The following is a 21,784-nucleotide window of genomic DNA, read 5'->3' on the forward strand; positions in this document are numbered from 1 at the left end:
CCGCAGGCCGAGGCGTCAGTTGTGCAGGCCGAGAGGTCAGTTGTGCAGGCCGACTTGGCATCAGCGTGACGCCTCGAGCGCTGCAAGGGTGACGCCTCGGCCCGCGAACCTGACTCCTCGGCCCGCAGAAGTGACCCCTCGACCCGCGAACCTGACTCCTCGGCCTGCAGAAGTGACCCCTCGGCCCGCAAACCTGACCTCTCGACCCGCAAACCTGACTCCTCGGCCCGCAGAAGTGACGCCTCGGCCCGCAGAGGTGACGCCTCGGCCTGCGGGGGTGGCGCCTCGGCGGTTAGGAGCTCGGGGAGGGTGAGGTGGAGGTGGAGGGCGAGGGCGAGGGGTTCGGCTGGGGGAAGACGGTCTTGGAGAGCTCATCGATCTGGACGGCGAAGTCCTCGATCTGGTCGGGCTCGGTGACGTTCATCGACCCTCGGACGGCGACGGCGGCGGTCTTCTGGAGCTGCGCGAGCTGGGTGGCCTCGGGGAGGACCTGCATGTCGCGGACGGTGTCGGTGAAGATGTGGGCGTTCTTGGGGTTGCGCTCGGGCTGGGTGAAGACCGGGGCATAGCCGACCTCGGAGTTGACCGGGACGAAGTGGCCGGTGCGCACCATCTTGACGACGGACTCGGTCGAGATGAGATAGGCGAGGAAGTCAGCGGCAGCGTCCGGGTCAGCAGCCTCCGCCCCCATGCACAGGCCGGCGTAGTCGCCGGTGGTGCCGTTGCCGCCCGGCATCGGCATGACGTCCCACTCGAGTCCCTCGGTCGCACGCAGATCCGGAACCAGCGAACGGTCACCGGCCAGCGCGACCAGTCGGCCCTGCTTGAAAGCCTGGAACGGCGTGCGCTTGCCGAGATCCTTCGTCGTGGCCAGCACGTTGGGCTGGGTGAATGCCTCCACCAGGTCCTCGTAGGCACCGGCGGAGTCGCCGAGAGCAGTGGTCGTGGGCGCCAACGGGTCGTCGAAGAGGGTGGCGCCGGCGCCGGCGAGCCAGGGCATCATCGCGGCGAGGTTCTGCTCGACGTAGGTGCCCCGGACACCCTTGTTCTGCTCGCTGGCGTACGTCATCGCGGAGCCGAACTGCTCGACGGTCCAGTTGCGCAGGGAGCCGTCGGCGCGGCTGCTTGGCGTCGGCAGACCCTCTTCCTTCATGGCCTCGAGGTCGATGAGCCCGGTGTTGACGTAGACGACCTGCGGCGAGACCGAGTAGGGCATGCACTCGAGGCGGCGGTCGACGGAGAAGTCCTCCATCGCCTCGCGGGAGTACTTGTCGCCGAAGTCGACGTTGCGGGCCTCCAGCAACGTGTCGACGGGCTGGATGCGATTGTCCTCGGCGAACGCGGCGACATCGGGGCGCGGGGTGAGCACCACGTCGACCTTCTCGCCACCGTCGATCGCCGCGGTGAGCTGGTCGGCGGTCGGCCAGGACTTCACCTCGACGGTGACGTTGGGGACGTCCTGGGTGTATTCGGCGGCAAGCTGCTTGTAGGTGTCGACCAGAGTCTTGTGGCCCGAGACCCCGAAGACGAGCTTCACCTCTGCGGGCGCCTTCGTCGCGGGGCTCGGCGTCGGCTTCGCGTCCGGCTCGCCGCCGCAGGCGGCGAGGGTCGCCGAGAGAACCGTCGCGAGAAGCGCCGTTGCCAGTCGCGTACGCCGCACCACTACCTCCATCTCAACCACGAACGGGCCTGTGAGGAACCACAGACCCGGTTTACCAGCGGTTCACTTTACGATATGTACCTGGACAGATCCTGAGAAGGTGGCTATCGGACCGCATCAGACGAGATGATCGCGTGCGGCGTTGATCACATTGTCGAAGATCTCCTTGGGCAGCACGTCACCTTCGCGGCGTACGTCAGCCGGATCCATCCGGATCAGCCGGTCCAGGCGAACCTCCGACGGCCGCCCCTGACCGTCCCAGCCACCGGTGCCGACATCGAGCCAATGACGACCGTGCTCGGCCTCCTGCGCCTCGTCGCGATCGTGGTCCTTGCTGGTGAGCATCAGGCAGAGAAGTACGCCGGCCTTCTCCCCGATCACGAGGACGGGCCGGTCCTTGCCCTGGGTGGCGTCCTCCTCGTAGGGAACCCAGCCCCACACAACCTCGCCCGGGTCGGCATTGCCGTCGCCGATGTTGGGCTCGTAGGAGATGGCGCCCTCGCCTGCGGCGGGCTGGGTGTTCACGTGGACTCCTTGGTCTGTGGCTGCGAAGCCGGCCACTCGGCCGAGGAACACCACAAAGATGATGAACACGCCGGACCGGGAGCGCCTCACGGCGCACGGCCGCTCGTAGCGGCTGAAGTTGGGACCCGGGGCTGCCGCAGCCCGACGTGTTCGGCGCCCAGTCTAACGGTGCTCCCAACCCACTCGCACCAAAGCGGTCAAGTGAGCTTCTGCTCGAGCTCGGCGTGCGCCGCGGCCTCGAGCTGCTCGGAGAGATGCAGCACGTTGCGTACGTCCTTGGCGGCGGCATCCGGGTCCAGAGCCGCCCGTCCGGCGGCGATGACGCGGGAGAAGGACGCGGCGCGGAGAAGGACGTCGGCGAAGTCGCTGCTGACGATGCCGCGCAGCACCTCGTCGACCATCACCTTGAGCTCCTGAGGACCGGGAGGCTCCGCGACCCCGGCCACCACCTGCGCGACCTGGGCCTTCGCCCGCCCGGCCTCGAACTCGCGCGCGGCGCCCACCGGGTCGGCGTAGACCCAGCTGCGCAGCAGATAGAGCCGCCACAGACAACCCGCCAGCGACTCCGCCGGCGAGCTCGACCAGACCTCCGCGATCGTCTCGATGCCCTCTGACTCGGCCAGGTGCAGGATCCGCTCGGCCACCGCCGGGTCCTCACTGCCTCGCGCGCCGCGCACGAGCGCCGTCGCCGCCGCGTCGGCCGCCTCCTGCACCAGCGCAGGGTCGTCTCCCCCGAGGAGGGAGTCGAAGAAGCCGTCCCCGGGACGCATCGGCGAGTGAAACTCTCTGGCCATCTGTTCGAGCCTAGCGGGCCGCCGCTCGCTGTAACACGTCGTTCGTAGGACTATCCGGTCGTTCTAATAGGGCGAGTAGTCCTACGAACGACGTGTTACCCCTCCCGCGCCCTCAGCCGAGCAGCTTGCGCAGTCGCGCGTCGGAGACCTTCTCGGCGGTGCCGAGGTGCTGGGCCCAGAGCTGGACGCGATACTCCTCGAGCATCCAGCGCGCCTGCCGCAGCCGCGGCCCCGGCGGCCGGCCGTCGGCCAGTGCCTCGACCTGGTGCAGATAGGCGTCCTGGAGCGACGCGATCCGGTCGTGCGTGGTTCGATCGGCACGTAGGTCGGCGTCGAGCTTGCGGCGGCGCTCGACGATCGCCTTGAGGTACGTCGGATAGCGCCTGATCTGCGTCGCGCCCGCCTCCACGACGAACCCGCGGTGCACCAGCCGCGCGACCTGGTCCTTCATATCGGTCAGAGCGGGAAGCTGGAACATGTCCGCTCGACCCGAGAGCGCCTTGTCGGTCTCCCGGTACGCCTCGAGCGCCCGCATCACGTCGGCAAGCACCGCGCGGACGGCCGCGACCAGGTCGGCCGGCGTCCCGGCCGCGGCCAGCACCGCCTCGTACGCCTGCGAGGTGCGCGGCAGCGAACGGGCATCGACCAGCTGGCGGACGACGGCGGCACGACAGTCCTCGACGAGCTCGGCGGCGCTCGGATAGGGCGACCCGGCGAGCGCGAGCTTCTCCATGGTGGACAGCCCGTCGACGACCTGCTTGCTCACGTCGGGAAGAGCCAGGAGCAGCAGGCGAGCGACACCGAGCCGATGACGCGCCTCGGCCTCCTCGGCGGAGCCGGCGACCACCAGGCCCACCGAGCCTCCTTCGTCGGTGAGGCAGGGGAACACCGTCACCTCGTGGCCGGCGCGCTTCTCCGTCACGGTCGGGGAGATGTCCCCGAAGACCCAGGTCGTCTCACCGGTGCGGGTGTGACCACCGGAGGCCGCGACCTCGGCGATGGCCGCCTCGAACTCGCCCTTCAGCGGCTCCTTGAGACCGTCCAGATCCTTGCCACGAGCGGTCTCGCGACCGTCCTCGCCCACCACCCGATAGGTCGGCCGCAGGTGCTCGGGCACCTTGGTCCAGTCCCACGCCTCGCGCGGGATGTGCACGCCCGCAGTCGAGCGCGCCCAGCGCTCCAGGGCCGTCAGCAGCGGCTCCTCCCCCGGCGGCGTCTCTCTCAGAAAGGCACGTGCCCTGTCGGGAGCCGGCACGAAGCTGACCCGAAGCTGCTTGGGAAGCGAACGGATCAGTGCGGTGACCAGCTCCTCACGCAGGCCCGGGACGAGCCAGGAGAAGTCCTCGGCCTCGACCCGGTTGAGGGTGGCGACGGGTACGTCGATGGTGAGACCGTCCTCGGCAGTGCCCGGCTCGAAGTGATAGCTCAGCGGGAAGGTCAGCGGACCACCACCAGGATTCTGCAGAGCCCACTGCTCCGGGAAGTCGCTGTCGTTCACCTCTCCCGCGGCGTCGTTGGTGAGCATCGACAGGTCGAAGGCGAGCAGGTCGGGGCTCTCCCGCCGAGCCTGCTTCCACCACTGGTCGAAGTGGGCGCCGGAGACGATCGATTCCGGGAGCCGGCGGTCGTAGAAGTCGAAGAGCGCGTGCTCGTCGACCACGATGTCGCGGCGCCGGGCCCGGTGCTCGAGCTCCTCGGCCTCCTCGACGAGCCTCGCGTTGTCGCGGAGGAAGCGGTGATTCGTACGCCACTCCCCATAGACCAGTGCGTGCCTGATGAACAGCTCCCGGCTCAGCTCGGGATCGATCTTGCCGAAGGCGACAGGACGGTCGGCGACCAGCGGTACGCCATAGAGCGTCACCTTCTCCCGGGCCATCACCGAGGCGCGCTTCTGGGACCAGTGCGGCTCGGAGTAGGTGCGTTTGACCAGGTCGCGACCGAGCTCCTCGGCCCACTCAGGCTTGATGGCGGCGTTCTGCCGCGCCCAGAGCCGGGAGGTCTCGACCAGCTCCGAGGACATCACGAACTGCGGGTTCTTCCGGTGCAGAGCCGATCCGGGGAAGATCGCGAACTTCGCCCCGCGGGCCCCGACGTACTCCCGCGGCCCCGGCCGCCGCTTCTCCCGCGCTCGGGCGGCGGAGGCTCCGGTGGTCGAGCCTGTCGAGGCCTCCCGCTCCTCGAGCGCGCCTATGTGCGAGAGCAGCCCGGAGAGCAGCGCTTGGTGGATCCCGTCGGCGTCGTACGCCGCTCCATCGGTGGTCGAGCCTGTCGAGACCACCGCCTGGGCTGCCTTGCCGAGGTCGACCTTCATCTCCCGGCACACCTGGCGCAGCTGGGACTCGAGGTCCTGCCACTCCCGGACACGTACGTAGTGCAGGAACTCCCGCTTGCACAGCCGCCGGAACGCCGAGGAGGAGAGCTCGCGCTGCTGCTCCTTCAGATAGCGCCACAGGTTGAGCCAGGTCAGGAAGTCGGAGGTCTCGTCCTTGAACCGCGCGTGCAGCTGGTCGGCCTGCGCCTGCTCCTTGGGATGGTCCTGCCCGGGCCGCTCACGCGGGTCCTGGAGGGAGAGCGCGGCGGCGACGACGATGACCTCGCGTACGCAGCCCAGCCGCTCGGCCTCCAGCACCATCCGGGCCAGCCGCGGGTCGATCGGCAGCCTCGCCAGCCGGCGACCCAGCTTGGTCAGCCGCTGCCCACGCATCGCGCCGAGCTCCTCGAGCAGCTGTACGCCGGCGGTGATGTTGCGCCGGTCCGGCGCCTCCACGAACGGGAACCGGGCGATGTCACCCAGCCCGAGGGAGGCCATCTGCAGGATGACGGAGGCCAGGTTCGTACGCAGGATCTCGGGGTCGGTGAACTCGTCGCGCCCGAGGAAGTCCTCCTCGGAGTAGAGCCGGATCGCGATGCCCGCCTGGACCCGCCCCGTACGTCCGGACCGCTGGTTCGCCGAAGCCTGCGAGATCGGCTCGATGGGCAGCCGCTGCACCTTGGTGCGTGCGGAGTAGCGCGAGATCCGGGCGACACCGGTGTCGACGACGTACTTGATCCCGGGCACCGTCAGCGAGGTCTCGGCGACGTTGGTCGCGAGCACGATCCGGCGACCGGTGTGGGCGGAGAAGACCCGATGCTGATCGGCGGCGGAGAGGCGGGAGAAGAGCGGCACGATCTCCACCAGCCCCGTCCCGGAGCGCCCCCGATTGAGCCCCAGCCCATCGGAGAGAGCATCCGCCGCGTCGCGGATCTCCCGCTCTCCGGGCAGGAAGACCAGGACGTCGCCGGGCCCCTCGGCCGAGAGCTCCTTGACCGCGTCGACGATCGCCTCGGTCTGGTCGCGGACGACGACCTCGCCCTCCTCGTCCTCCTCGGAGAGCTCCATCAGCGGCCGGTAGCGGACCTCGACCGGATACGTACGCCCGGAGACCTCGATGATCGGCGCCGGGTCCCCCGAACGCGGGTCGGCGAAGTGCGCCGCGAACCGCTCCGGGTCGATCGTCGCGGAGGTGATGATCAGCTTCAGGTCCGGCCGCCGTGGCAGCAGGCGGCGCAGATATCCCAGCAGGAAGTCGATGTTGAGCGAGCGCTCGTGGGCCTCGTCGATGATGATCGTGTCGTAGCGGCGCAGGTCCCGGTCGCGCTGCAGCTCGGCCAGCAGGATGCCGTCGGTCATCAGCTTGATCCGCGAGGCCTTGGACGACTTGTCCATGAACCGCACCTGGTAGCCGACGAGGTCGCCGAGCTCGGTGCCGAGCTCCGAGGCGATCCGTTCGGCGACCGAGCGCGCGGCGATCCGGCGAGGCTGGGTGTGACCGATGATCCCGTTGCTCCCGCGCCCCAGCTCGAGGCAGATCTTGGGCAGCTGGGTCGTCTTCCCGGACCCGGTCTCACCGGCGACGATCACCACCTGGTGGTCGCGGATCGCGGCGGCGATGTCGTCGCGGCGCTGGCTGACCGGCAGCTCGGAGGGGTAGGTGATCGCGATCGTCGGCGCGGCGGGCTGGTCGGACTCGGACATGAGGTCACCCATTCTCCCCCGGCGCACCCCTCGACCGCACATCGGTTTCTCCTGACGCCCCGCCCGCCCCGATGCTCTACGGGACGCAGAATGGGCGATCTCGGAAGTGAGATCGCCCATTCTCCCCACTGTCCGGCAGGGATCAGCGCCGGGTCAGCAGACGTCGATGTAGTACACCGGGTCCCAGTTGATGCCTCGCTCGCCGTGCTTCGCGGTCGAGGTCTTGATCGTGGTCCCCGAGCTGTTCTTGAAGCGGGTGACGGTGCCGCTGGTCTGGTCGTTCTCGATCTCCGGAGTGTAGGTCGAGTAGAAGGCGCGGAGCGAGTGCGTCTGGCACTTGTAGAACTGGAACACCTTGTAGGTGTCCTGGGTCGGGTCCCACACGTCGACGCACAGGCGACTGGACGGGCAGTTGTAGTTCTGGAGACCTCCGCCCCGGTGGAACGTCTTCTCGGCCGCCGGCGAGACCGTCGGCGACACAGCGGCCGTACCGACACGCTCGGCCGCGCCGCCGGTCTTCGCGTCGACGCTTCCGCCCTCGGCCGCCATGGCACCGGAGGTGAGGCTGGTGGCCGCCAGCGTGAGTGCTGCCGCGGCGATGATGCGCTTGATCATGAGCTTTCCCTTTCAGATGAACCTGATGTGGAGGAATGACCCTCCGAGGGTCCGATCGGCCGCCACCTCGGCGAAACCTTTTTGGCCAGGGCCGAAAGGCGTATCAGGACACCAGCGCCCCGCTCAGCACCTGCGCTCCGAGCGTGGTGATCTCGTGGCGTACCGAGGTGCCCTCGCGCCGGGTGGTGATGAGGCCGCCCTCGCGCAGGACGCACGCCTGCTGGCTGGCGGAGCCGACCGAGATCTCGCACCGGCGGGCCAGCTCGCTGGTCGAGCACCCGGTGCGGACCGCGGCGAGCGCCGCAGCCCGGGTACGTCCCAGCAGCGCGGTCAACGACCGGACGGGCTCCCCGGCCGAGGCCACCGACTCCACCGAGCTGGTGAGCCCGGTGGCCGGCTTGGCGACGGGATAGGCCAGCATCGGCTCCGGCCCGGGATCGCACAGCTTCATCGGCGTGTCCGGCTCGCAGAAGTAGGAGGGCTGGAGCAGCAGCCCGCGACCCTCGAGGCGCAGCTCGGCGTCGACGTAGTTCTCGATCTCCAGCACCGGCGCCCGCCAACGGCACCCGGGCAGGCCTGCCAGCACCGCCTCGAGCCCGCCATGGGCCATCTTCTGGGCGCGCAGCTGCCGGTCCGCCCCGACGACCTCCACCAATGAGCGCCACACCGGCGCGATCGCACCCTCGTGATAGATCGCCACCGCCCGCCCCAACGTACGCAGCGCCGACGCCTCGGCGCGACGTACGGCTTCGAGCCAAGGGGTCAGGCGCCACCGGCTCGCCATGGCGGCTATCTGCTCGGAGATCGCGGCCTTCGGCGTACGCAGCGCGATCTCCATGGCGTCGCCGAACCCGTGAGCGCCGCCCGACGGGGTCAAGAAGTCCGGCGAGATGCCACGCGGAGGCGCGATCTCGGCGAGCGGACGCAGCACGTCTCGCGGCAGCAGGTGCGTGGTCTGCCGCCGCCATCGCGCCAGCTCCACGGCACGCCCACGTGTCTGGAGCGCGTGCAGGCTGAGCTGCACCTCCCAGAGCGCATCGGGCCCGTCGGCGATCCTGACCCGAGCAAGGTCTTCATAGGTGAAGTGAATCCGCAGCATCGTGTCCCCCGACCATGATGGCGTCTCCAGCCGTGTCCGCGGCTGTCGTGCGTCCACGTTGCTCGCTCGGCCTCACAGATTTCTGACGCTGCCGCCGACGGCCTGTCAGAAATCTGCCACCCCGGATCTGCGGCGCCCGCCAACCCTGCGGTCGTACCCCTTGGCGCGGGCACCTAGATTATGTCCCCATGACCGGGGAGCCGAGCGAGACCGACGTACAGGACGCGCTGCGTGCGCTCCGCGGAGGGGACGAGAGCCTCAACGAGCGGTCGGTGCAGACCGCTCTCGACCTCCATCGGCTGCGTGACGCGCTGACCAGGTTCGGCGAGGACGAGCCGGCCGGCGACACCAGACCGGCTCGGAAAAAGCCCCGCATCTGACCCACGATTCGGCCACGTGGTGGGACGCCGAGTTACGTAGGGGATTTCAAGAGGGTTACCGTTGCTGATCGTGACCGAATCTCTAACTGTGCGTGACAACCGCACCGGGGTGGAGTACGACATCCCGATCACCGACGGCACCATCCGCGCCGCCGACCTGGGAAAGATCAAGGCCGCCGACCCGGCCAGCCAAGACGAAGGCCCCGGCCTGGCCGTCTATGACCCCGGGTTCGTCAACACGGCCTCCTGCCGCTCCTCCGTCACCTTCATCGACGGTGACAAGGGCGTGCTGGAGTATCGCGGTTATCCCATCGAGCAGCTGGCCGAGAAGTCGAGCTTCCTCGAGGTCTCCTACCTCCTGGTCCACGGCGCGCTGCCGACCAAGGAGGAGTACGACGCGTGGGTGCACGAGATCACCTTCCACACGTTCGTGCACGAGAACATCAAGGAGTTCATGGAGGGCTTCCGCTATGACGCCCACCCGATGGGCATGCTCATGGCGTCGGTCGGCGCGATGTCGACGTTCTACCCGGACGCCGCCAACATCGCCGACCCCGACAACCGCCGACTCCAGATCATCCGGCTGATCGCCAAGATGCCGACCCTCGGCGCCTGGGCCTTCCGCCACGCGCAGGGCAAGCCGTACGTCTACCCCGACAACGACCTGTCCTACACCGGCAACTTCCTCTCGATGCTCTTCAAGATGAGCGAGAGCAAGTACGCCTCCGACGAGCGCATCGAGAAGGCGCTCGACACGCTCTTCATCCTGCACGCGGACCACGAGCAGAACGCCTCCGCCAACGCCGTCCGGTCGGTCGGCTCGACCCAGGTGGACCCCTACTCATCTGTGGCCGCCGGCGTCGGCGCCCTCTTCGGCCCGCTCCACGGTGGCGCCAACGAGGCCGTGCTCCGGATGCTGCGCCGCATCGGCAAGGTGGAGAACATCCCCGCCTTCATGGCGGGGGTCAAGGACGGCAACGAGCGCCTGATGGGCTTCGGGCACCGGGTCTACAAGAACTACGACCCGCGCGCGACCATCATCAAGCAGCAGGCGCTCAACGTCTTCGAGGTCACCGGCACCAACCCGCTGCTCGAGATCGCGATGGAGCTGGAGAAGATCGCGCTGGAGGACGAATACTTCGTCAGCCGCAAGCTCTACCCCAACGTCGACTTCTACTCCGGCCTGATCTACGAGGCCCTGGAGTTCCCGCCGGAGATGTTCACCGTGCTGTTCGCCATCGGGCGTACGCCGGGCTGGCTCTCCCAGTGGCTGGAGCTCGTCCAGGACAAGGAGCAGAAGATCGCCCGTCCGAAGCAGATCTACACCGGCGAGCGCGGCCTCACCTTCGTCCCGCGCGACGTGCGCTGGGCGTGAGCCGACCGGTGGTCGAGCCTGTCGAGACCGTCGCCACCCCGACCCTGTCCACCGCCGCGGTGGACGGGGTCGTGTGGGATTTCGGTCAGGTCCTCATTCGCTGGGACCCGTTGCCGGCGATCGCGGCAGGGGTCGGGGACGCCGACGCCCGCGCGTTCCTGGGGTCCTACGACTTCGGCGCGTGGAACCATCTCCAAGACGCCGGCCGTACGTGGGCGGAGGCGCTCAGGGTCCTCGAGGAGGACATGCCGCAGTGGCTCGGTGCCGGCGCCGCGTACGTCGACAACTTCTCGCTCGCGCTGCTCGGCCCGGTCCCCGGCACCCATGACCTGGTCCGCGAGCTCGCCGCCGCCGGGACCCCTCAGCTCGGTCTGACCAACTGGTCGGCCGAGCTCTATCCACATGCTCCGGCGACGTACGACGTCATCGACCTGCTCCGCGACGTCGTCGTCTCCGGTGAGGTGAAGCTGGCCAAGCCCGACCCGGCGATCTACCACCTCGTCGCCGAGCGTGCCGGGATCCCGCTGGAGCGGCTCGCGTTCGTCGACGACAGCCCGGCCAACGTAGCGGCGGCCGCCGAGCTCGGGATGCGGGCGTTCCGGTTCACCGACGCTCAGGCGCTCCGCGCCGATCTGCGCTCGCTCGGGCTTGCGGTGGCAGCACACGCCGGTTCGTGACCACCGGCTGCTGACCAGATGCGACCGTGGTGTGATGCCACCGATACTCGGAGGCATCACACCACGGAAGAAAAGGGCTCAGTGGCCCTTCTTGGAGGCGTCCGAGAGAGCGACGATCGACTCGGCGGCCTTGAAGAACTTGTTGGTGCCGAGGTCGCGGACGGTCGTCACACCGAAGGCCTTCAGGCCCTCGAGACGGGCGGCGCTGATCCCGGCGATCGCCTCGATCGGGGCGTCGGCGAGCTCGTCGAGCGTCTTGTCCTCGTGGTCCTTCATGAGCAGCTTGTCGAGGTTCGCGGAAACCGGCATTGGTTGACTCCTTGGTTGCGGTGGTCTGAAACCCTGCCTCAGCACCATAAGTCGCGAGGTTGCCGGGCGAAAGGGTGCACACGCCGCGATCCGCTTCACGGATCTACGTACGTCTCTCGTTGGCGTCCTCGCCGGACCCTGGGCCCCTGGGCTTCTCTTCGAGTCCGCATAGGTCAGTCTCAGCAGGCTCACAGAGACGCTGGCCACACTGAATGACATGACCGAACCCACTCCCCAGCAGCCCGGTGGGAACCCGCCGCAGTGGACGCCCCCGGGCACCGACGCAGCACCAACCCCTCCTCCGGACGGGGCACCGACCACGCCACCTCCCGGGGTCGCCCCGACAGCGGTTCTGTCGCCGCCTCCGCCTCCCACGGCCTTCGCCGCGGCACCGAAGAAGAAGGGCCGCCGGGCGACGCTCGCGGCGTCGGCGCTCGTCGGCGCTCTCGTCCTCGGCGGGGGCGCCGGTTTCGGTGGCGCGGCCCTGTTCTACTCGACCCAGGACGACGCCACCCGAAACGGCGGCAACGCGGCGACCGGTTCGCAGGTCGTCGACAGCAACGCGCCCGAGGGGACCGCCGAGAAGGTGGCCTCGAAGGTGTTGCCCTCGGTGGTCAAGATCGAGGTCGCCGGCCAGGGCGGCAGCGGGTCGGGGTCCGGCATCGTCCTCTCCTCCGACGGCCTGATCCTGACCAACAACCACGTCGTCGACATCCCCTCCGAGTCCAGCCAGCCCGGTATCCCGGGCATGCCGGGCATGCCCGGTCAGGAGCAGCCGGAGCAGCAGGAGGAGCAAGGTCAGCAGGACTCCTCGATCACCGTCGACTTCAACGACGGCACCAAGGCCAAGGCCAAGGTGGTCGGCACCGATCCCCTCACCGACACCGCGGTGATCCAGGCCGAGAACGTCTCCGGGCTCACCCCGGCGACGATCGGGAAGTCCGGCAGCCTGGTGGTCGGGCAGGACGTGGTCGCCGTCGGGTCGCCGTACGGCCTGGACTCGACCGTCACCACCGGCATCGTCAGCGCCCTCGACCGTCCGGTCAACGTAGGGGCCGATGCCCAGGGCAACGCGACCGTCTACCCGGCGATCCAGACCGACGCCGCGATCAACCCCGGCAACTCCGGCGGGGCGCTGGTCGACATGAACGGCAACGTGGTCGGCATCAACGCCTCGATCAGGTCCAACTCCTCCTCCGGCCAGGAGGCCGGTTCGATCGGGCTCGGGTTCGCGATCCCGATCGACGAGGTGATGCCGATCATCGAGCAGCTCAAGGCCGGCGACGACGCCACCCACGCCCGGATGGGGATCACGGTGGGCGACAGCAGGGCGACGGAGGACGGCCAGGCCGCCGTCACCGGCGCCACCGTCCAGGAGGTCACCAAGGACAGCGCTGCCGAGAAGGCGGGCCTGAAGAAGGGCGACACGATCACCAAGGTCGACGACCACCAGATCAACGGCTCCGACTCCCTGGTCGCCACGGTCCGTTCCTACCGGCCCGGCGACGACGTCGAGGTGACCTGGTCCCGCGACGGCGAGGAGCAGAGCGCCAAGATCACCCTGGACTCCGACGCCACCTGATCAACCCCCGCGGTGTGCTGCCAAAGGTGCGCTCCGGCGCACCTCTGGCAGCACACCGCCGCCTCAGGCGGCCCTTTGCACACCTAACCTGCGTAGGTCGCGGACCAGGCGTTCGGGATCGTCTCGGATCTCGCGTGTCGTGCACCGGATGATGACTCGGTCGGGAGCCGACAGTGCCCTCTGTCTGGCGAGATCGTCCTCCCAGTGCTCGACCTCCATGTGGAAGCCGCCGTCGATCTCGAGAACAAGCAACCGTCCGTCGGGCAACCGCCACTCACAGTCGGTGAATCGCAGCTTGCCCTCACCATCACGCCGCTTCGTCTGCTGTGCAGGCTCCGCGATACCGAACCGACGACATAGACGCTTGAACTCCATCTCCGACAACGACTGCGCTCCATCGCTCATATCGGCGAGCGCCTGCCGGAACAACGGAGCCTTTCTCAGCGGCTTGAGACTCCGAAGCCAGCTCGTGAGCGCCTCGGGAGTGGTCAGCCGCTGCTGGACGACCGCGGCCAGGATCCCCTGGGACGTACGGTCACTACGCTCCCGAGCGGCCCACAGCAGTGCCGCGGGCTCGACTCTCATCAACGGCAGCTCGCTCGATGGCGAACCGAACGAGTCGATCGCCTTTCGAGTGCGCACGAAGTCGATCCCGTCGATCGGCTCCTGGATGTCGTCGCCGTACGGGACGAGCACAGTGATCGTGTCGCGGTGCCAGTTCGCCAGGCCATGCACTTCCATCGCGGTCATCCCACCGACCAGCGCCCGAGGCCCACCCTGAAGGACCCCGAGCCACATCCGCTGCTCGCGCGTCATCACCCCGGTGAACGTGCTGATCGCCGTCGGCGAGCGTGCCACCCACCGTTCCGCCACGACCTGGTTGCGCACGAACCACCGCGAGACCCCGAGATCACGCAGTTGCGCCCGCGTGACCACCCCGCCCTGCCGCCCCGCCACCCCCCGCCACCCGTCCCTGTCCCTGTCCATAGCGACAGTCTGCGCCGGAGCACCGACATTTCCGCGGTGTGCTGCCAGGAGTGCGCCAGAGCGCACTCCTGGCAGCACACCGCGTCATTTCTGGAAATTTCCCAGCCACTCGACCGGCTCGAAGGCCATGGCTTCGTTCACCTGGATCATGTGCGTGTTCATCTCGGCGTTGTAGGTCGACACGGTGGGAACCTCGGGGCGCTCGGACTGGAGCAGCCTGAGGTTGGCGACCTTCACCGCGAGCCCGAGCCGGTGACCCCGGTGAGCACCCGCGACCAGCGTGCCCCACTGGTAGCTCCTGCCGTCCTGGCTCGAGTATCCGATCACCGTGTAGGCCACCACCTGACCATCGGGATCCAGCGCCACGGTGTGGTAGAGCGTCCGCTCCTGGGCGACCACCAGATCCTCCATCTCTCTCACCTTCGCCACGTCTGGCTCGGGTGTCTCGACCTCCAGATCGCCGGTCGGCGCCTCCGTGTTCAGACTCGCGTCGAGCACGGCCCAGCCCTCGACGATGTCCTCCGGCACCGGACCGACCCACGAACGCAGCGTGTAGGAACCGTGCCGCGCCGCGGCCTCGGCTGAGAGCCGGTCGAGGACCTCGGCCGGCACCGGAAGCCGCAGCAGACGGCGTACCTCGACCAGGGCGGACGCATAGCCCCGGGCAACCGCGAACTCCCGCCCCGGCGATCCCTCGCCCCCGGACCCGAGCGACCATGGCCACCAGATCTCGCCTGTCAAGGACGTACGTGCCCGGGCGTGTGCCTCGGCCTCGACATGATCGAGCAGGTGGGTGCCATGGCCGAGGCGACGGTGATCAGGCAGCACTGCCACCACGATCGTTGCCCGGTGCAGGTTGTCCAGCAGCGGCATGGCCATCCAGGCACCGGCCACGACGACACCGTCGGCCCGGCCCAGGTAGGCCCTCCGGTCGGTCGTCTCCGACGTCTGCCGCAGCTCCGCCCGAAGCTCCCCACGTGCCCACACGTCCGCGTCCGGGCCGCGTACGTCGAGCCAGGACGCCGTCACCGCGTCGAACCACGCGTCGAAGGCGGCGTCATCGAAAGGGTCGACCCGCTCGATCACCAAGGCGCTCATCGGGACCGCTCCACCCTGGTCTCGTCCCAGACCGGATCCGAGGACTCATAGACGCCGCCATTCGCACCGTAGACCAGGAAGCGGTCGAAGCCACGGGCGAACCAGCGGTCGTGGGTGACCGCGACGACGGTGCCTTCGAACGACTCCAGACCGGCCTCGAGGGCCTCGGCGGACTGAACATCGAGGTTGTCGGTCGGCTCGTCGAGCAGCAGCAGAGTCGCGCCGCTGAGCTCGAGGAGGAGGATCTGGAAGCGGGCCTGCTGCCCGCCCGAGAGCGAGTCGAAGGTCTGCTCCGCCGCGTGCGCGAGCTCGTAGCGGTCCAGCACCCGCGAGGCGGCCTCTCTTCCCATGCCGGCGCGTCCCACACCGTTGGGCCGGGCCTCGCCGCGGTGCAGGATGTCGAGCAACGTACGTCCGACCAGCTCCGGATGGGCATGGGTCTGCACGAACCAGCCCGGGCGCACGCGGGCGCCGAGCTTGGCCTTCCCATGGTGGCGGACCGGCTCGATGGGGGTGTCCTCGACCGGGCGATGCTCCACGTCCGGGTCGGTGCCGCCGCGGGCGAGCAGCCGCAGAAAGTGGGACTTGCCCGAGCCGTTGGAGCCCAGCACGGCAACCCGCTCGCCGTACCAGACCTCCAGGTCGAACGGGCTCATCAGTCCGGTGAGCTCGAGCGCCTCGCAGACCACTGCCCGCTTGCCGGTGCGCCCGCCGCGCAGCCGCATCTGCACCGCCTGCTCTCGTGGCTGCTCGACGGGCGGGCCGGCCTCCTCGAACTTCCGGAGCCGGGTCTGGGCCGCCTTGTACTGGCTGGACATCCCGTCGTTGTACTCCGACTTGACCTTCAGCCGCAGGACCAGCGCCTTGATCTTGGCGTGCTCCTCGTCCCAGCGACGGCGCTGCTCCTCGAACCGAAGGAACCGGTCCTTGCGGGCCTCGTGGTAGGAGGCGAACCCACCAGGGTGTGTCCACGTGCTGTTGCCCGCACCGGACGCGCCGAGCTCGACCGTGACCACCCTGGTCGCGGTGTTGTCCAGCAGCTCACGGTCGTGGCTGACGTACAGGATGGTCTTCGGGGACTCCCGGATGCGGGCCTCCAGCCAAATCTTCCCGGGCACGTCGAGGAAGTTGTCGGGCTCGTCGAGCAGGAGGACCTGGTCGGGCCCGCGGAGCAGATACTCCAGGACGAGCCGCTTCTGCTCGCCGCCGGAGAGGGTGTCCAGGGACCGGTAACGGGCGCGGTCATAGGCCACCCCGAGTCCGGCCATCGTGCACACGTCCCAGACGACCTCGAGGTCGTAGCCGCCGGCGTCGGCGTACTCGGCCAGCGCGGTCGCGTAGCGCATCTGCACGCGCTCGTCCTCCGAGGACATCAGCTCCAGCTCGCACGCCTCGACCTCGGCCGCCGCGGCGCGCACGCGTGGGGGCGCCACCGAGAGCAACAGCTCTCCGACTGTGCTGGAACCCCTGCCGACCATCTGCCGCATCACCCCGAGGCCGCCCGAGCGCACGACCGATCCCGTCGTCGGGGTCAGCTCCCCGGTCACGATCCGCAGCAGCGTCGTCTTCCCTGCTCCGTTCGCGCCGACCAGCGCGACCTTCGCGCCCTCCCCCACCCGGAAGGAGACGTCTTCGAGCAGCAGCCGCCCATCGGGCAGCTGGAACCGCACTCCAGCAACATCCACATGTCCCACAGCCGTCCAGTCTGGCATCCGTGTCGAATGGTTATTCCGGTCCCGGCAGACGGGCGCGACGGTCTCGACGAGCTCGACCACCGGAGCCGATCGGTCCCATCAGCAGAACGTGACCCTCGACACTTTTCATGGATTACCGATATGACTTACGCCATGCCTCCGCTCGACAGCCAGATCGCCGACCTGCTCACGCTCATCGCGAAGGGGCGGCCGCTCGAGTCCTACGACCCTCCGAGTGCGCGAGCGCTGTACCGTGCGTTGGCCGTGGAGGGCAGGGGCGGCGAGCCGCTCATGGCGGTGAAGTCAGTAGAGGACATCCAGATCCCCGGGCCCGCCGGCGACATCGGGGCCCGCGTCTACCGGCCCGCGACCGAGGGCGAGCTGCCGACCATCGTGATGTTCCACGGCGGGGGCTGGGTCGTCGGCGACCTCGACTCCCACGAGAACCAGGCGCGCAGCCTGGCCAACCTCTGCGACGCCGTGGTCGTCTCGGTCGACTACCGGCTCGCCCCCGAGCACCGGTTCCCCGCGGCGTACGACGACGCGCTGGCCGCCGCCCGGTGGGCCGGCGACAACGCCGCGACCCTCGGCGGCGACGGACGGATCGCGGTGGCCGGTGACAGCGCCGGCGGCAACCTGTCCGCCGCGGTCGCCCAGGTCTTCAACGCCGAGGGGCGTGAGCTCGCCGGCCAGATGCTGATCTACCCGGCGACCGACATGACCGGCGGCTATCCCTCCTACGCGGAGAACGGTCACGGCTACTTCCTCGAGCTGCCGACGATGAAGTGGTTCTCCGACAACTACGTGGGCAGCGACGTCGACCGCGCCGATCCGCGGCTGAGCCCGATCAAGGGCGATCTGAAGGGCGTGGCGCCCGCCGTCGTCGTGACCGCGGAGTTCGACCCGCTGCGCGATGAGGGCGTCGCCTACGCCAAGGCGCTGGAGAGCGCCGGGGTCCAGACGACCTACCACCACTGCGACGGCCTCATCCATGGCTTCTTCGACATGGGACACCACTCGCAGGCGGCACAGCGTGCGGTCGAGGAGACATGTGCGCTGTTCAGGACGGTTCTGCACGGGTGAGTCTGGCCACATAGGCGAGGACGCAGCTTCCAATCAGGGGTATTCCTGATGACCCTGGTTTGGCGATGGTCCAGACTGGCCGCATGCAGATTCCTGCCCAGGTGAAATCGTTGACGCGTCCGCTGACCGAGCGGGTCCGCAAGCTTGCCCTGCAGCTCGCGATGCGGGGCAAGGAGTCACCGATCCCCGACATCACCACGCTGCGCAAGATCCCCGAGCACCTGACCTTCCCGCTGCGCCGGGACGGGATCGACCCGGTGCCGCTGCTCGCCGAGAGTCGTGCGCAGGCTCCGGTCACCAAGCTCGGCGCCGTGCTCGGCCTCGACATCGTGCTGGTCACCGGGCATGCCGAGTCCAAGCAGGTGCTCGCGGACAAGAACGCCTACTCCAACGACATGCGCCACCTGCTCGGCACTCGCAAGCGCAGCGACGCCGAGGGCATCGGGGGGCTGGGCATGACCGACCCGCCCGACCACACCAAGCTCCGCGGGCTGCTGACCCCGGAGTTCACCATGCGCCGCCTGGGTCGTCTGAACGAGATGATCGACCGGATCGTCACCGACGCCCTCGATGACATGGAGGCCAACGGCCCCGAGGTCGACCTGGTCCAGCACTTCGGCTTCGAGATCCCGTTCCGGGTGATCTGTGAGCTCCTGGGCATGCCCGAGGACGTACGCGACGAGTTCCACACGCTCGGCATGGCCCGTTTCGACCTGTCCGAGGGCGGCGCCGGCGCGTTCGGCGCGGCCACCGAGACCCGGACGTTCCTCATCGAGCAGGTCCGCCAGCAACGCGCCGAGCCCGGCGAGGGCATGATCGGCGAGATCATCCGCAACAAGGGCGCGGAGTACGACGACGTCGAGCTCGGCGGCCTCGCCGACGGCGTCTTCCTCGGCGGCTACGAGACCTCCGCCTCGATGCTATCCATGGGCGCCTATGTGCTGATGCAGAATCCCGAGGCGTACGAGATCCTGCGCTCCGGCGACAAGGAGCAGGTCGACAAGGTGGTCGAGGAGCTGCTGCGCTACCTGTGCCCCGTGCAGCTCGCGTTCCCGCGGTTCGCGCGCGAGGACCACGACCTCTTCGGCGTGCCCATCAAGAAGGGGGCCGTCGTCCTGGTCAGCCTCACCGGCGCCAACCGCGACCCCGCGGTCGTGCCGAAGCCGGAGCAGTTCGACCTCCGCAATGCCGAGACCATGCACTTCGCCTTCGGGCACGGCATGCACCGCTGCGTCGGCGCCGAGCTGGCCAGGATGGAGCTCCGGGCTGCCCTCACCGGCCTCGCCCGCCGCTTCCCCCACCTCTCCATGGCCACCGACGACCCCGGCGACCTCGGCTGGCGCGACCTCTCGGTCGTCTACAGCCTCGACCGCCTCCCGGTCCGCCTGGCCAAGGACCCCGTCCCCGCCTGACTCCCAGATCCCGCCGAGTCGGCCCGTTCTAACCAAGAACCCCGCCGAGTCGGCTCGTTATAACGCGCCGACTCGACGGGAACTCACGTCACAACACGCCGACTCGACGGGAACTCACGTCACAACGCGCCGACTCGGCGGGAATTCGTGTCAGGACGGGCCGGGTCGGCGGGGGTCAGGGGCGGCGGGTCTCGAGGACGCGGAAGCCCTTGGCGCTGCCGATGCGGGATGTGGGGAAGCCCTGGTCGGTGATCCAGCGCTGCAGCGAGTCGCCGCCGAGATTCTTGCCGACGACCATGACCGCTCGGCCATCGGGGGCGAGACGCGGGAGCCAGGTCAGGAGCAGCTCGTGGAGGGCCGGCTTGCCGATCCGGATCGGCGGGTTGCTCCAGATCTCGTCGTACGTCTCCCCCGGATCGACCTCGGCAGGCGTCCGCGCCGCATAGCGATCCCCGAGCCCGAGCGTCGCCGCATTCTCGTTGGCCAGCAGGACGGCGCGCTCGTTGACGTCGACCCCGGTGACGTACGCCTCGGGCACCGCGACACCGAGCGCCAGCCCGATCACGCCGTAGCCGCAGCCGAGGTCCAGGACCCGCGCCCCCGGCTTCAGCGGCGGCGGCTCGGTCTCCTTGAACAGCACCGAGGTGCCGATGTCGAGGCGGCCCTTGGCGAACACGCCTGACCCGCTCACCAGGTCGAGGTCCAGTTCCCAGACGGTCGCCGAGAGCGGGATCCGCTCGAACGGCACCGACGGGTCGGCGGAGAAGTAGTGCTCGTCATCGGTCCCGGTCAAGCTCGCTCGCCTCTCTGCGATTCATGGTGCGCACGTGCTGCGCCGCCAGCATGTCGTCAGGAGGATAGGTGACCTCCTCGAGCGTCAGCCCGTTGGCCGGCGCGATCGGAAGCGCCGAGGACCGCGTCCGCGCCGCCAGCATCTCCTTGGCCCAGGTCACGTCCCTGCGCCCCTCCCCGATCTCCATCACACAACCCACCAGCGACCGCACCATCGAGTGGCAGAACGCGTCGGCGACGACCGTCGCCTCGATGATCCCGTCCTCGCGGCGGCTCCAGGTGAGCTGGCGCAGGTCGCGGATCGTGGTCGCGCCCTCGCGCGCCTTGCAGAAGGTCGCGAAGTCGTTCAGGCCGAGAAGGTCGGCGGAGGCGACGTTCATCACCGACAGGTCGAGCGGCCGTGTCCGGTAGAGCACCGAGTGGCGCTGCAGCGGATCGACGTACTCCGGCACGTCGACCACCCGGTAGACGTAGCGTCGCGACAGCGCCGAGAACCTGGCGTTGAATCCCTCCGGCGCCTCGATGGCCCGGTGGACCCGCACATCGGCAGGGAGAATCCCGTTCAGGCGACGAACCAGCGCGCCCAACGCCGACAGATCGGAGCGCCGTCGCGAGGACGTCAGCACGTCGGCATCGATGTCGAAGTGCACGACCTGTGCGCGGGCATGCACTCCGGAGTCCGTTCGCCCGGCGACCGTGACCCAGACCTGAGCCCGCTCGCCCTCCGGTGCCCGCACCCGCAGCGCCGTCGCGAGCGCCGCCTGCAGCTCCTCCTGGACCGTACGTAGCCCGGGCTGGGTCGCCCACCCGTGGAACGCGGTGCCGTCGTAAGCGAGGTCGATCCTGATGCGCACGTCATTCATTGTCCCAGGAACACCGGGCCCGGGCGGAATGCGCGGAGCGCTTTGCCAGACTCTGACCATGCGGTACGTGATCTTCTCCGAATAGGCTGGCAGGTACACAGCGGGTCCGGCAGGCTGCCTGCCATGAGCTACGCCCCGCCCCCTCCCCCGCCTGGCCCGCCTCCCCCGTCGCCGCTGCCGCCGACCCGGGCCACCGGGTCCGCGCCTCGATCGACCATGGGGGCCACCATCGTCGTGATCGTGGCGGTGCTGATCCTGCAGATCGCGATCGCCCTGGTCGGCTTCGTCCTGACGTACCTCCTCGGCGGCACGTCGGCCAGCATGCCGATCATCAACATCGTGACCATCGTCCTCAACGCTCTGCTGTACGCCGTGGTGGCGGGTGGTGCCGCGTTCATCGCCCGCACCCCGACGGGCCGGCTCCTCGGCATCGTGCTGCCGATGCTCTCGTGGCTGTTGAGCACCGTGCTCTGGTACGGCCTCGTCCAGATGCTCGAGTTCTACAACCCCGTCGTGGCCGGCGTTGTCGCACCACTGATTCTTCTGCTGGTCCTGGCCGGCTGGGGGTGTGCCGCCTGGACCGGGCGCCGTTGGCTGATCGGGCTCCCCATCACCTATCTCCTGCTCATCGTGGTGCAGGTGCCGCTGTCTTTCGCGCTGACTCCGGCCATGTCTCTCGACAACTTCGCCGCGGTGCAGCTGCTGTCCGCCCTCTCCGCCGTGGCGACGACGGTGGCCATGATCGTCGGCGGGTTCGTCTGCTGGCTGCTGGCTCGTTCCGAGCAGGGCGCCGGGAAATGACGGTGGCCCGTCACCCTCACGGG

The 21,784-nt window shown here is 68.9% G+C and carries 19 protein-coding genes; 7 read left to right on the forward strand and 12 right to left on the reverse strand.

What is annotated here, in order from left to right; genetic code table 11:
- Window positions 1-292 precede the first annotated feature (292 nt).
- From ACRDPS_RS10125 to ACRDPS_RS10150, 6 genes are all read right to left on the reverse strand, one after another.
- Window positions 293-1,672: an ABC transporter substrate-binding protein gene (locus tag ACRDPS_RS10125; RefSeq protein WP_431501524.1), complete on the reverse strand. Its 1,380-nt coding sequence runs from the start codon at window positions 1,670-1,672 to the stop codon at window positions 293-295.
- Between the two features lie 105 nt (window positions 1,673-1,777).
- Window positions 1,778-2,185 carry a type II toxin-antitoxin system PemK/MazF family toxin gene (locus ACRDPS_RS10130; RefSeq protein ID WP_431501507.1) on the reverse strand — a complete coding sequence of 136 codons (408 nt, stop codon included), beginning with the start codon at window positions 2,183-2,185 and terminating at the stop codon, window positions 1,778-1,780.
- 197 nt (window positions 2,186-2,382) lie between these two features.
- On the reverse strand, window positions 2,383-2,979 hold the full coding sequence (locus ACRDPS_RS10135) for a hypothetical protein (RefSeq protein ID WP_431501508.1): 597 nt from the start codon (window positions 2,977-2,979) through the stop codon (window positions 2,383-2,385).
- A 112-nt stretch (window positions 2,980-3,091) separates the two neighbouring features.
- Window positions 3,092-6,994: an ATP-dependent RNA helicase HrpA gene (gene hrpA / locus ACRDPS_RS10140; RefSeq protein ID WP_431501509.1), complete on the reverse strand. Its 3,903-nt coding sequence runs from the start codon at window positions 6,992-6,994 to the stop codon at window positions 3,092-3,094.
- Window positions 6,995-7,147: 153 nt separating this feature from the next.
- Window positions 7,148-7,609, reverse strand: coding sequence for a hypothetical protein (locus ACRDPS_RS10145; RefSeq protein WP_431501510.1), 462 nt, complete (start codon window positions 7,607-7,609; stop codon window positions 7,148-7,150).
- A gap of 103 nt (window positions 7,610-7,712) precedes the next feature.
- Window positions 7,713-8,708, reverse strand: a complete 996-nt coding sequence (locus ACRDPS_RS10150) for an ArsR/SmtB family transcription factor (RefSeq protein WP_431501511.1) — start codon at window positions 8,706-8,708, stop codon at window positions 7,713-7,715.
- A 188-nt stretch (window positions 8,709-8,896) separates the two neighbouring features.
- Here ACRDPS_RS10150 and ACRDPS_RS10155 point away from each other — a divergent pair, with 188 nt between their 5' ends.
- From ACRDPS_RS10155 to ACRDPS_RS10165, 3 genes are all read left to right on the forward strand, one after another.
- Window positions 8,897-9,088 (forward strand): hypothetical protein, encoded by a 192-nt coding sequence (locus ACRDPS_RS10155; protein WP_431501512.1) that lies wholly within the window; start codon window positions 8,897-8,899, stop codon window positions 9,086-9,088.
- Window positions 9,089-9,158: 70 nt separating this feature from the next.
- Window positions 9,159-10,463, forward strand: coding sequence for a citrate synthase (locus ACRDPS_RS10160; RefSeq protein WP_431501513.1), 1,305 nt, complete (start codon window positions 9,159-9,161; stop codon window positions 10,461-10,463).
- Window positions 10,460-11,140 carry an HAD family hydrolase gene (locus tag ACRDPS_RS10165; protein ID WP_431501514.1) on the forward strand — a complete coding sequence of 227 codons (681 nt, stop codon included), beginning with the start codon at window positions 10,460-10,462 and terminating at the stop codon, window positions 11,138-11,140. Before ACRDPS_RS10160 ends, ACRDPS_RS10165 begins: the two co-directional genes overlap by 4 nt.
- A 78-nt stretch (window positions 11,141-11,218) precedes the next feature.
- Here ACRDPS_RS10165 and ACRDPS_RS10170 read toward each other — a convergent pair whose 3' ends face one another.
- Window positions 11,219-11,449 (reverse strand): hypothetical protein, encoded by a 231-nt coding sequence (locus tag ACRDPS_RS10170; protein WP_431501515.1) that lies wholly within the window; start codon window positions 11,447-11,449, stop codon window positions 11,219-11,221.
- Between the two features lie 217 nt (window positions 11,450-11,666).
- Between ACRDPS_RS10170 and ACRDPS_RS10175 the strand changes: the two genes are divergently transcribed.
- Window positions 11,667-13,031 (forward strand): trypsin-like peptidase domain-containing protein, encoded by a 1,365-nt coding sequence (locus ACRDPS_RS10175; RefSeq protein WP_431501516.1) that lies wholly within the window; start codon window positions 11,667-11,669, stop codon window positions 13,029-13,031.
- 63 nt (window positions 13,032-13,094) lie between these two features.
- Here ACRDPS_RS10175 and ACRDPS_RS10180 read toward each other — a convergent pair whose 3' ends face one another.
- The 3 genes from ACRDPS_RS10180 to ACRDPS_RS10190 form a co-directional block, all read right to left on the reverse strand.
- A complete protein-coding gene (locus ACRDPS_RS10180; RefSeq protein ID WP_431501517.1) occupies window positions 13,095-14,018 on the reverse strand; it encodes a hypothetical protein in 924 nt (307 codons plus the stop codon).
- Between the two features lie 84 nt (window positions 14,019-14,102).
- Window positions 14,103-15,116: a GNAT family N-acetyltransferase gene (locus tag ACRDPS_RS10185; RefSeq protein ID WP_431501518.1), complete on the reverse strand. Its 1,014-nt coding sequence runs from the start codon at window positions 15,114-15,116 to the stop codon at window positions 14,103-14,105.
- Window positions 15,113-16,810 carry an ABC-F family ATP-binding cassette domain-containing protein gene (locus ACRDPS_RS10190; protein ID WP_431501519.1) on the reverse strand — a complete coding sequence of 566 codons (1,698 nt, stop codon included), beginning with the start codon at window positions 16,808-16,810 and terminating at the stop codon, window positions 15,113-15,115. Before ACRDPS_RS10190 ends, ACRDPS_RS10185 begins: the two co-directional genes overlap by 4 nt.
- 141 nt (window positions 16,811-16,951) lie before the next feature.
- On the opposite strand from ACRDPS_RS10190, the gene ACRDPS_RS10195 reads away from it, so the two are divergent.
- A complete protein-coding gene (locus tag ACRDPS_RS10195; protein WP_431501520.1) occupies window positions 16,952-17,893 on the forward strand; it encodes an alpha/beta hydrolase in 942 nt (313 codons plus the stop codon).
- Between the two features lie 83 nt (window positions 17,894-17,976).
- Window positions 17,977-19,305 carry a cytochrome P450 gene (locus ACRDPS_RS10200; RefSeq protein WP_431501521.1) on the forward strand — a complete coding sequence of 443 codons (1,329 nt, stop codon included), beginning with the start codon at window positions 17,977-17,979 and terminating at the stop codon, window positions 19,303-19,305.
- Between the two features lie 175 nt (window positions 19,306-19,480).
- On the opposite strand, the gene ACRDPS_RS10205 is transcribed toward ACRDPS_RS10200, so the two are convergent.
- Entirely contained in the window at window positions 19,481-20,098 is a 618-nt protein-coding gene (locus ACRDPS_RS10205) for a class I SAM-dependent methyltransferase (RefSeq protein WP_431501522.1), read from the reverse strand.
- Window positions 20,082-20,960 carry a tRNA pseudouridine(38-40) synthase TruA gene (gene truA, locus ACRDPS_RS10210; protein WP_431501525.1) on the reverse strand — a complete coding sequence of 293 codons (879 nt, stop codon included), beginning with the start codon at window positions 20,958-20,960 and terminating at the stop codon, window positions 20,082-20,084. Before truA ends, ACRDPS_RS10205 begins: the two co-directional genes overlap by 17 nt.
- A 123-nt stretch (window positions 20,961-21,083) precedes the next feature.
- Here truA and ACRDPS_RS10215 point away from each other — a divergent pair, with 123 nt between their 5' ends.
- Window positions 21,084-21,761, forward strand: a complete 678-nt coding sequence (locus tag ACRDPS_RS10215) for a hypothetical protein (RefSeq protein WP_431501523.1) — start codon at window positions 21,084-21,086, stop codon at window positions 21,759-21,761.
- The last annotated feature ends 23 nt before the right edge of the window (window positions 21,762-21,784 follow it).

The sequence above is a fragment of the Nocardioides sp. genome (genome assembly GCF_050699375.1).
Classification (GTDB): Bacteria; Actinomycetota; Actinomycetes; order Propionibacteriales; family Nocardioidaceae; genus Nocardioides.

Excerpts from the sequence above, each read along its gene's own strand:
- ACRDPS_RS10195 (WP_431501520.1), top strand. The coding sequence starts at position 16,952 with ATGACTTACGCCATGCCTCCGCTCGACAGCCAGATCGCCGACCTGCTC.
- ACRDPS_RS10185 (WP_431501518.1), bottom strand. The coding sequence starts at position 15,116 with ATGAGCGCCTTGGTGATCGAGCGGGTCGACCCTTTCGATGACGCCGCC.
- ACRDPS_RS10150 (WP_431501511.1), bottom strand. The coding sequence starts at position 8,708 with ATGCTGCGGATTCACTTCACCTATGAAGACCTTGCTCGGGTCAGGATC.
- ACRDPS_RS10155 (WP_431501512.1), top strand. The coding sequence starts at position 8,897 with ATGACCGGGGAGCCGAGCGAGACCGACGTACAGGACGCGCTGCGTGCG.
- ACRDPS_RS10180 (WP_431501517.1), bottom strand. The coding sequence starts at position 14,018 with ATGGACAGGGACAGGGACGGGTGGCGGGGGGTGGCGGGGCGGCAGGGC.
- ACRDPS_RS10215 (WP_431501523.1), top strand. The coding sequence starts at position 21,084 with ATGAGCTACGCCCCGCCCCCTCCCCCGCCTGGCCCGCCTCCCCCGTCG.
- hrpA (WP_431501509.1), bottom strand. The coding sequence starts at position 6,994 with ATGTCCGAGTCCGACCAGCCCGCCGCGCCGACGATCGCGATCACCTAC.
- ACRDPS_RS10175 (WP_431501516.1), top strand. The coding sequence starts at position 11,667 with ATGACCGAACCCACTCCCCAGCAGCCCGGTGGGAACCCGCCGCAGTGG.
- ACRDPS_RS10145 (WP_431501510.1), bottom strand. The coding sequence starts at position 7,609 with ATGATCAAGCGCATCATCGCCGCGGCAGCACTCACGCTGGCGGCCACC.
- ACRDPS_RS10200 (WP_431501521.1), top strand. The coding sequence starts at position 17,977 with ATGCAGATTCCTGCCCAGGTGAAATCGTTGACGCGTCCGCTGACCGAG.
- ACRDPS_RS10170 (WP_431501515.1), bottom strand. The coding sequence starts at position 11,449 with ATGCCGGTTTCCGCGAACCTCGACAAGCTGCTCATGAAGGACCACGAG.
- truA (WP_431501525.1), bottom strand. The coding sequence starts at position 20,960 with ATGAATGACGTGCGCATCAGGATCGACCTCGCTTACGACGGCACCGCG.
- ACRDPS_RS10135 (WP_431501508.1), bottom strand. The coding sequence starts at position 2,979 with ATGGCCAGAGAGTTTCACTCGCCGATGCGTCCCGGGGACGGCTTCTTC.
- ACRDPS_RS10125 (WP_431501524.1), bottom strand. The coding sequence starts at position 1,672 with ATGGAGGTAGTGGTGCGGCGTACGCGACTGGCAACGGCGCTTCTCGCG.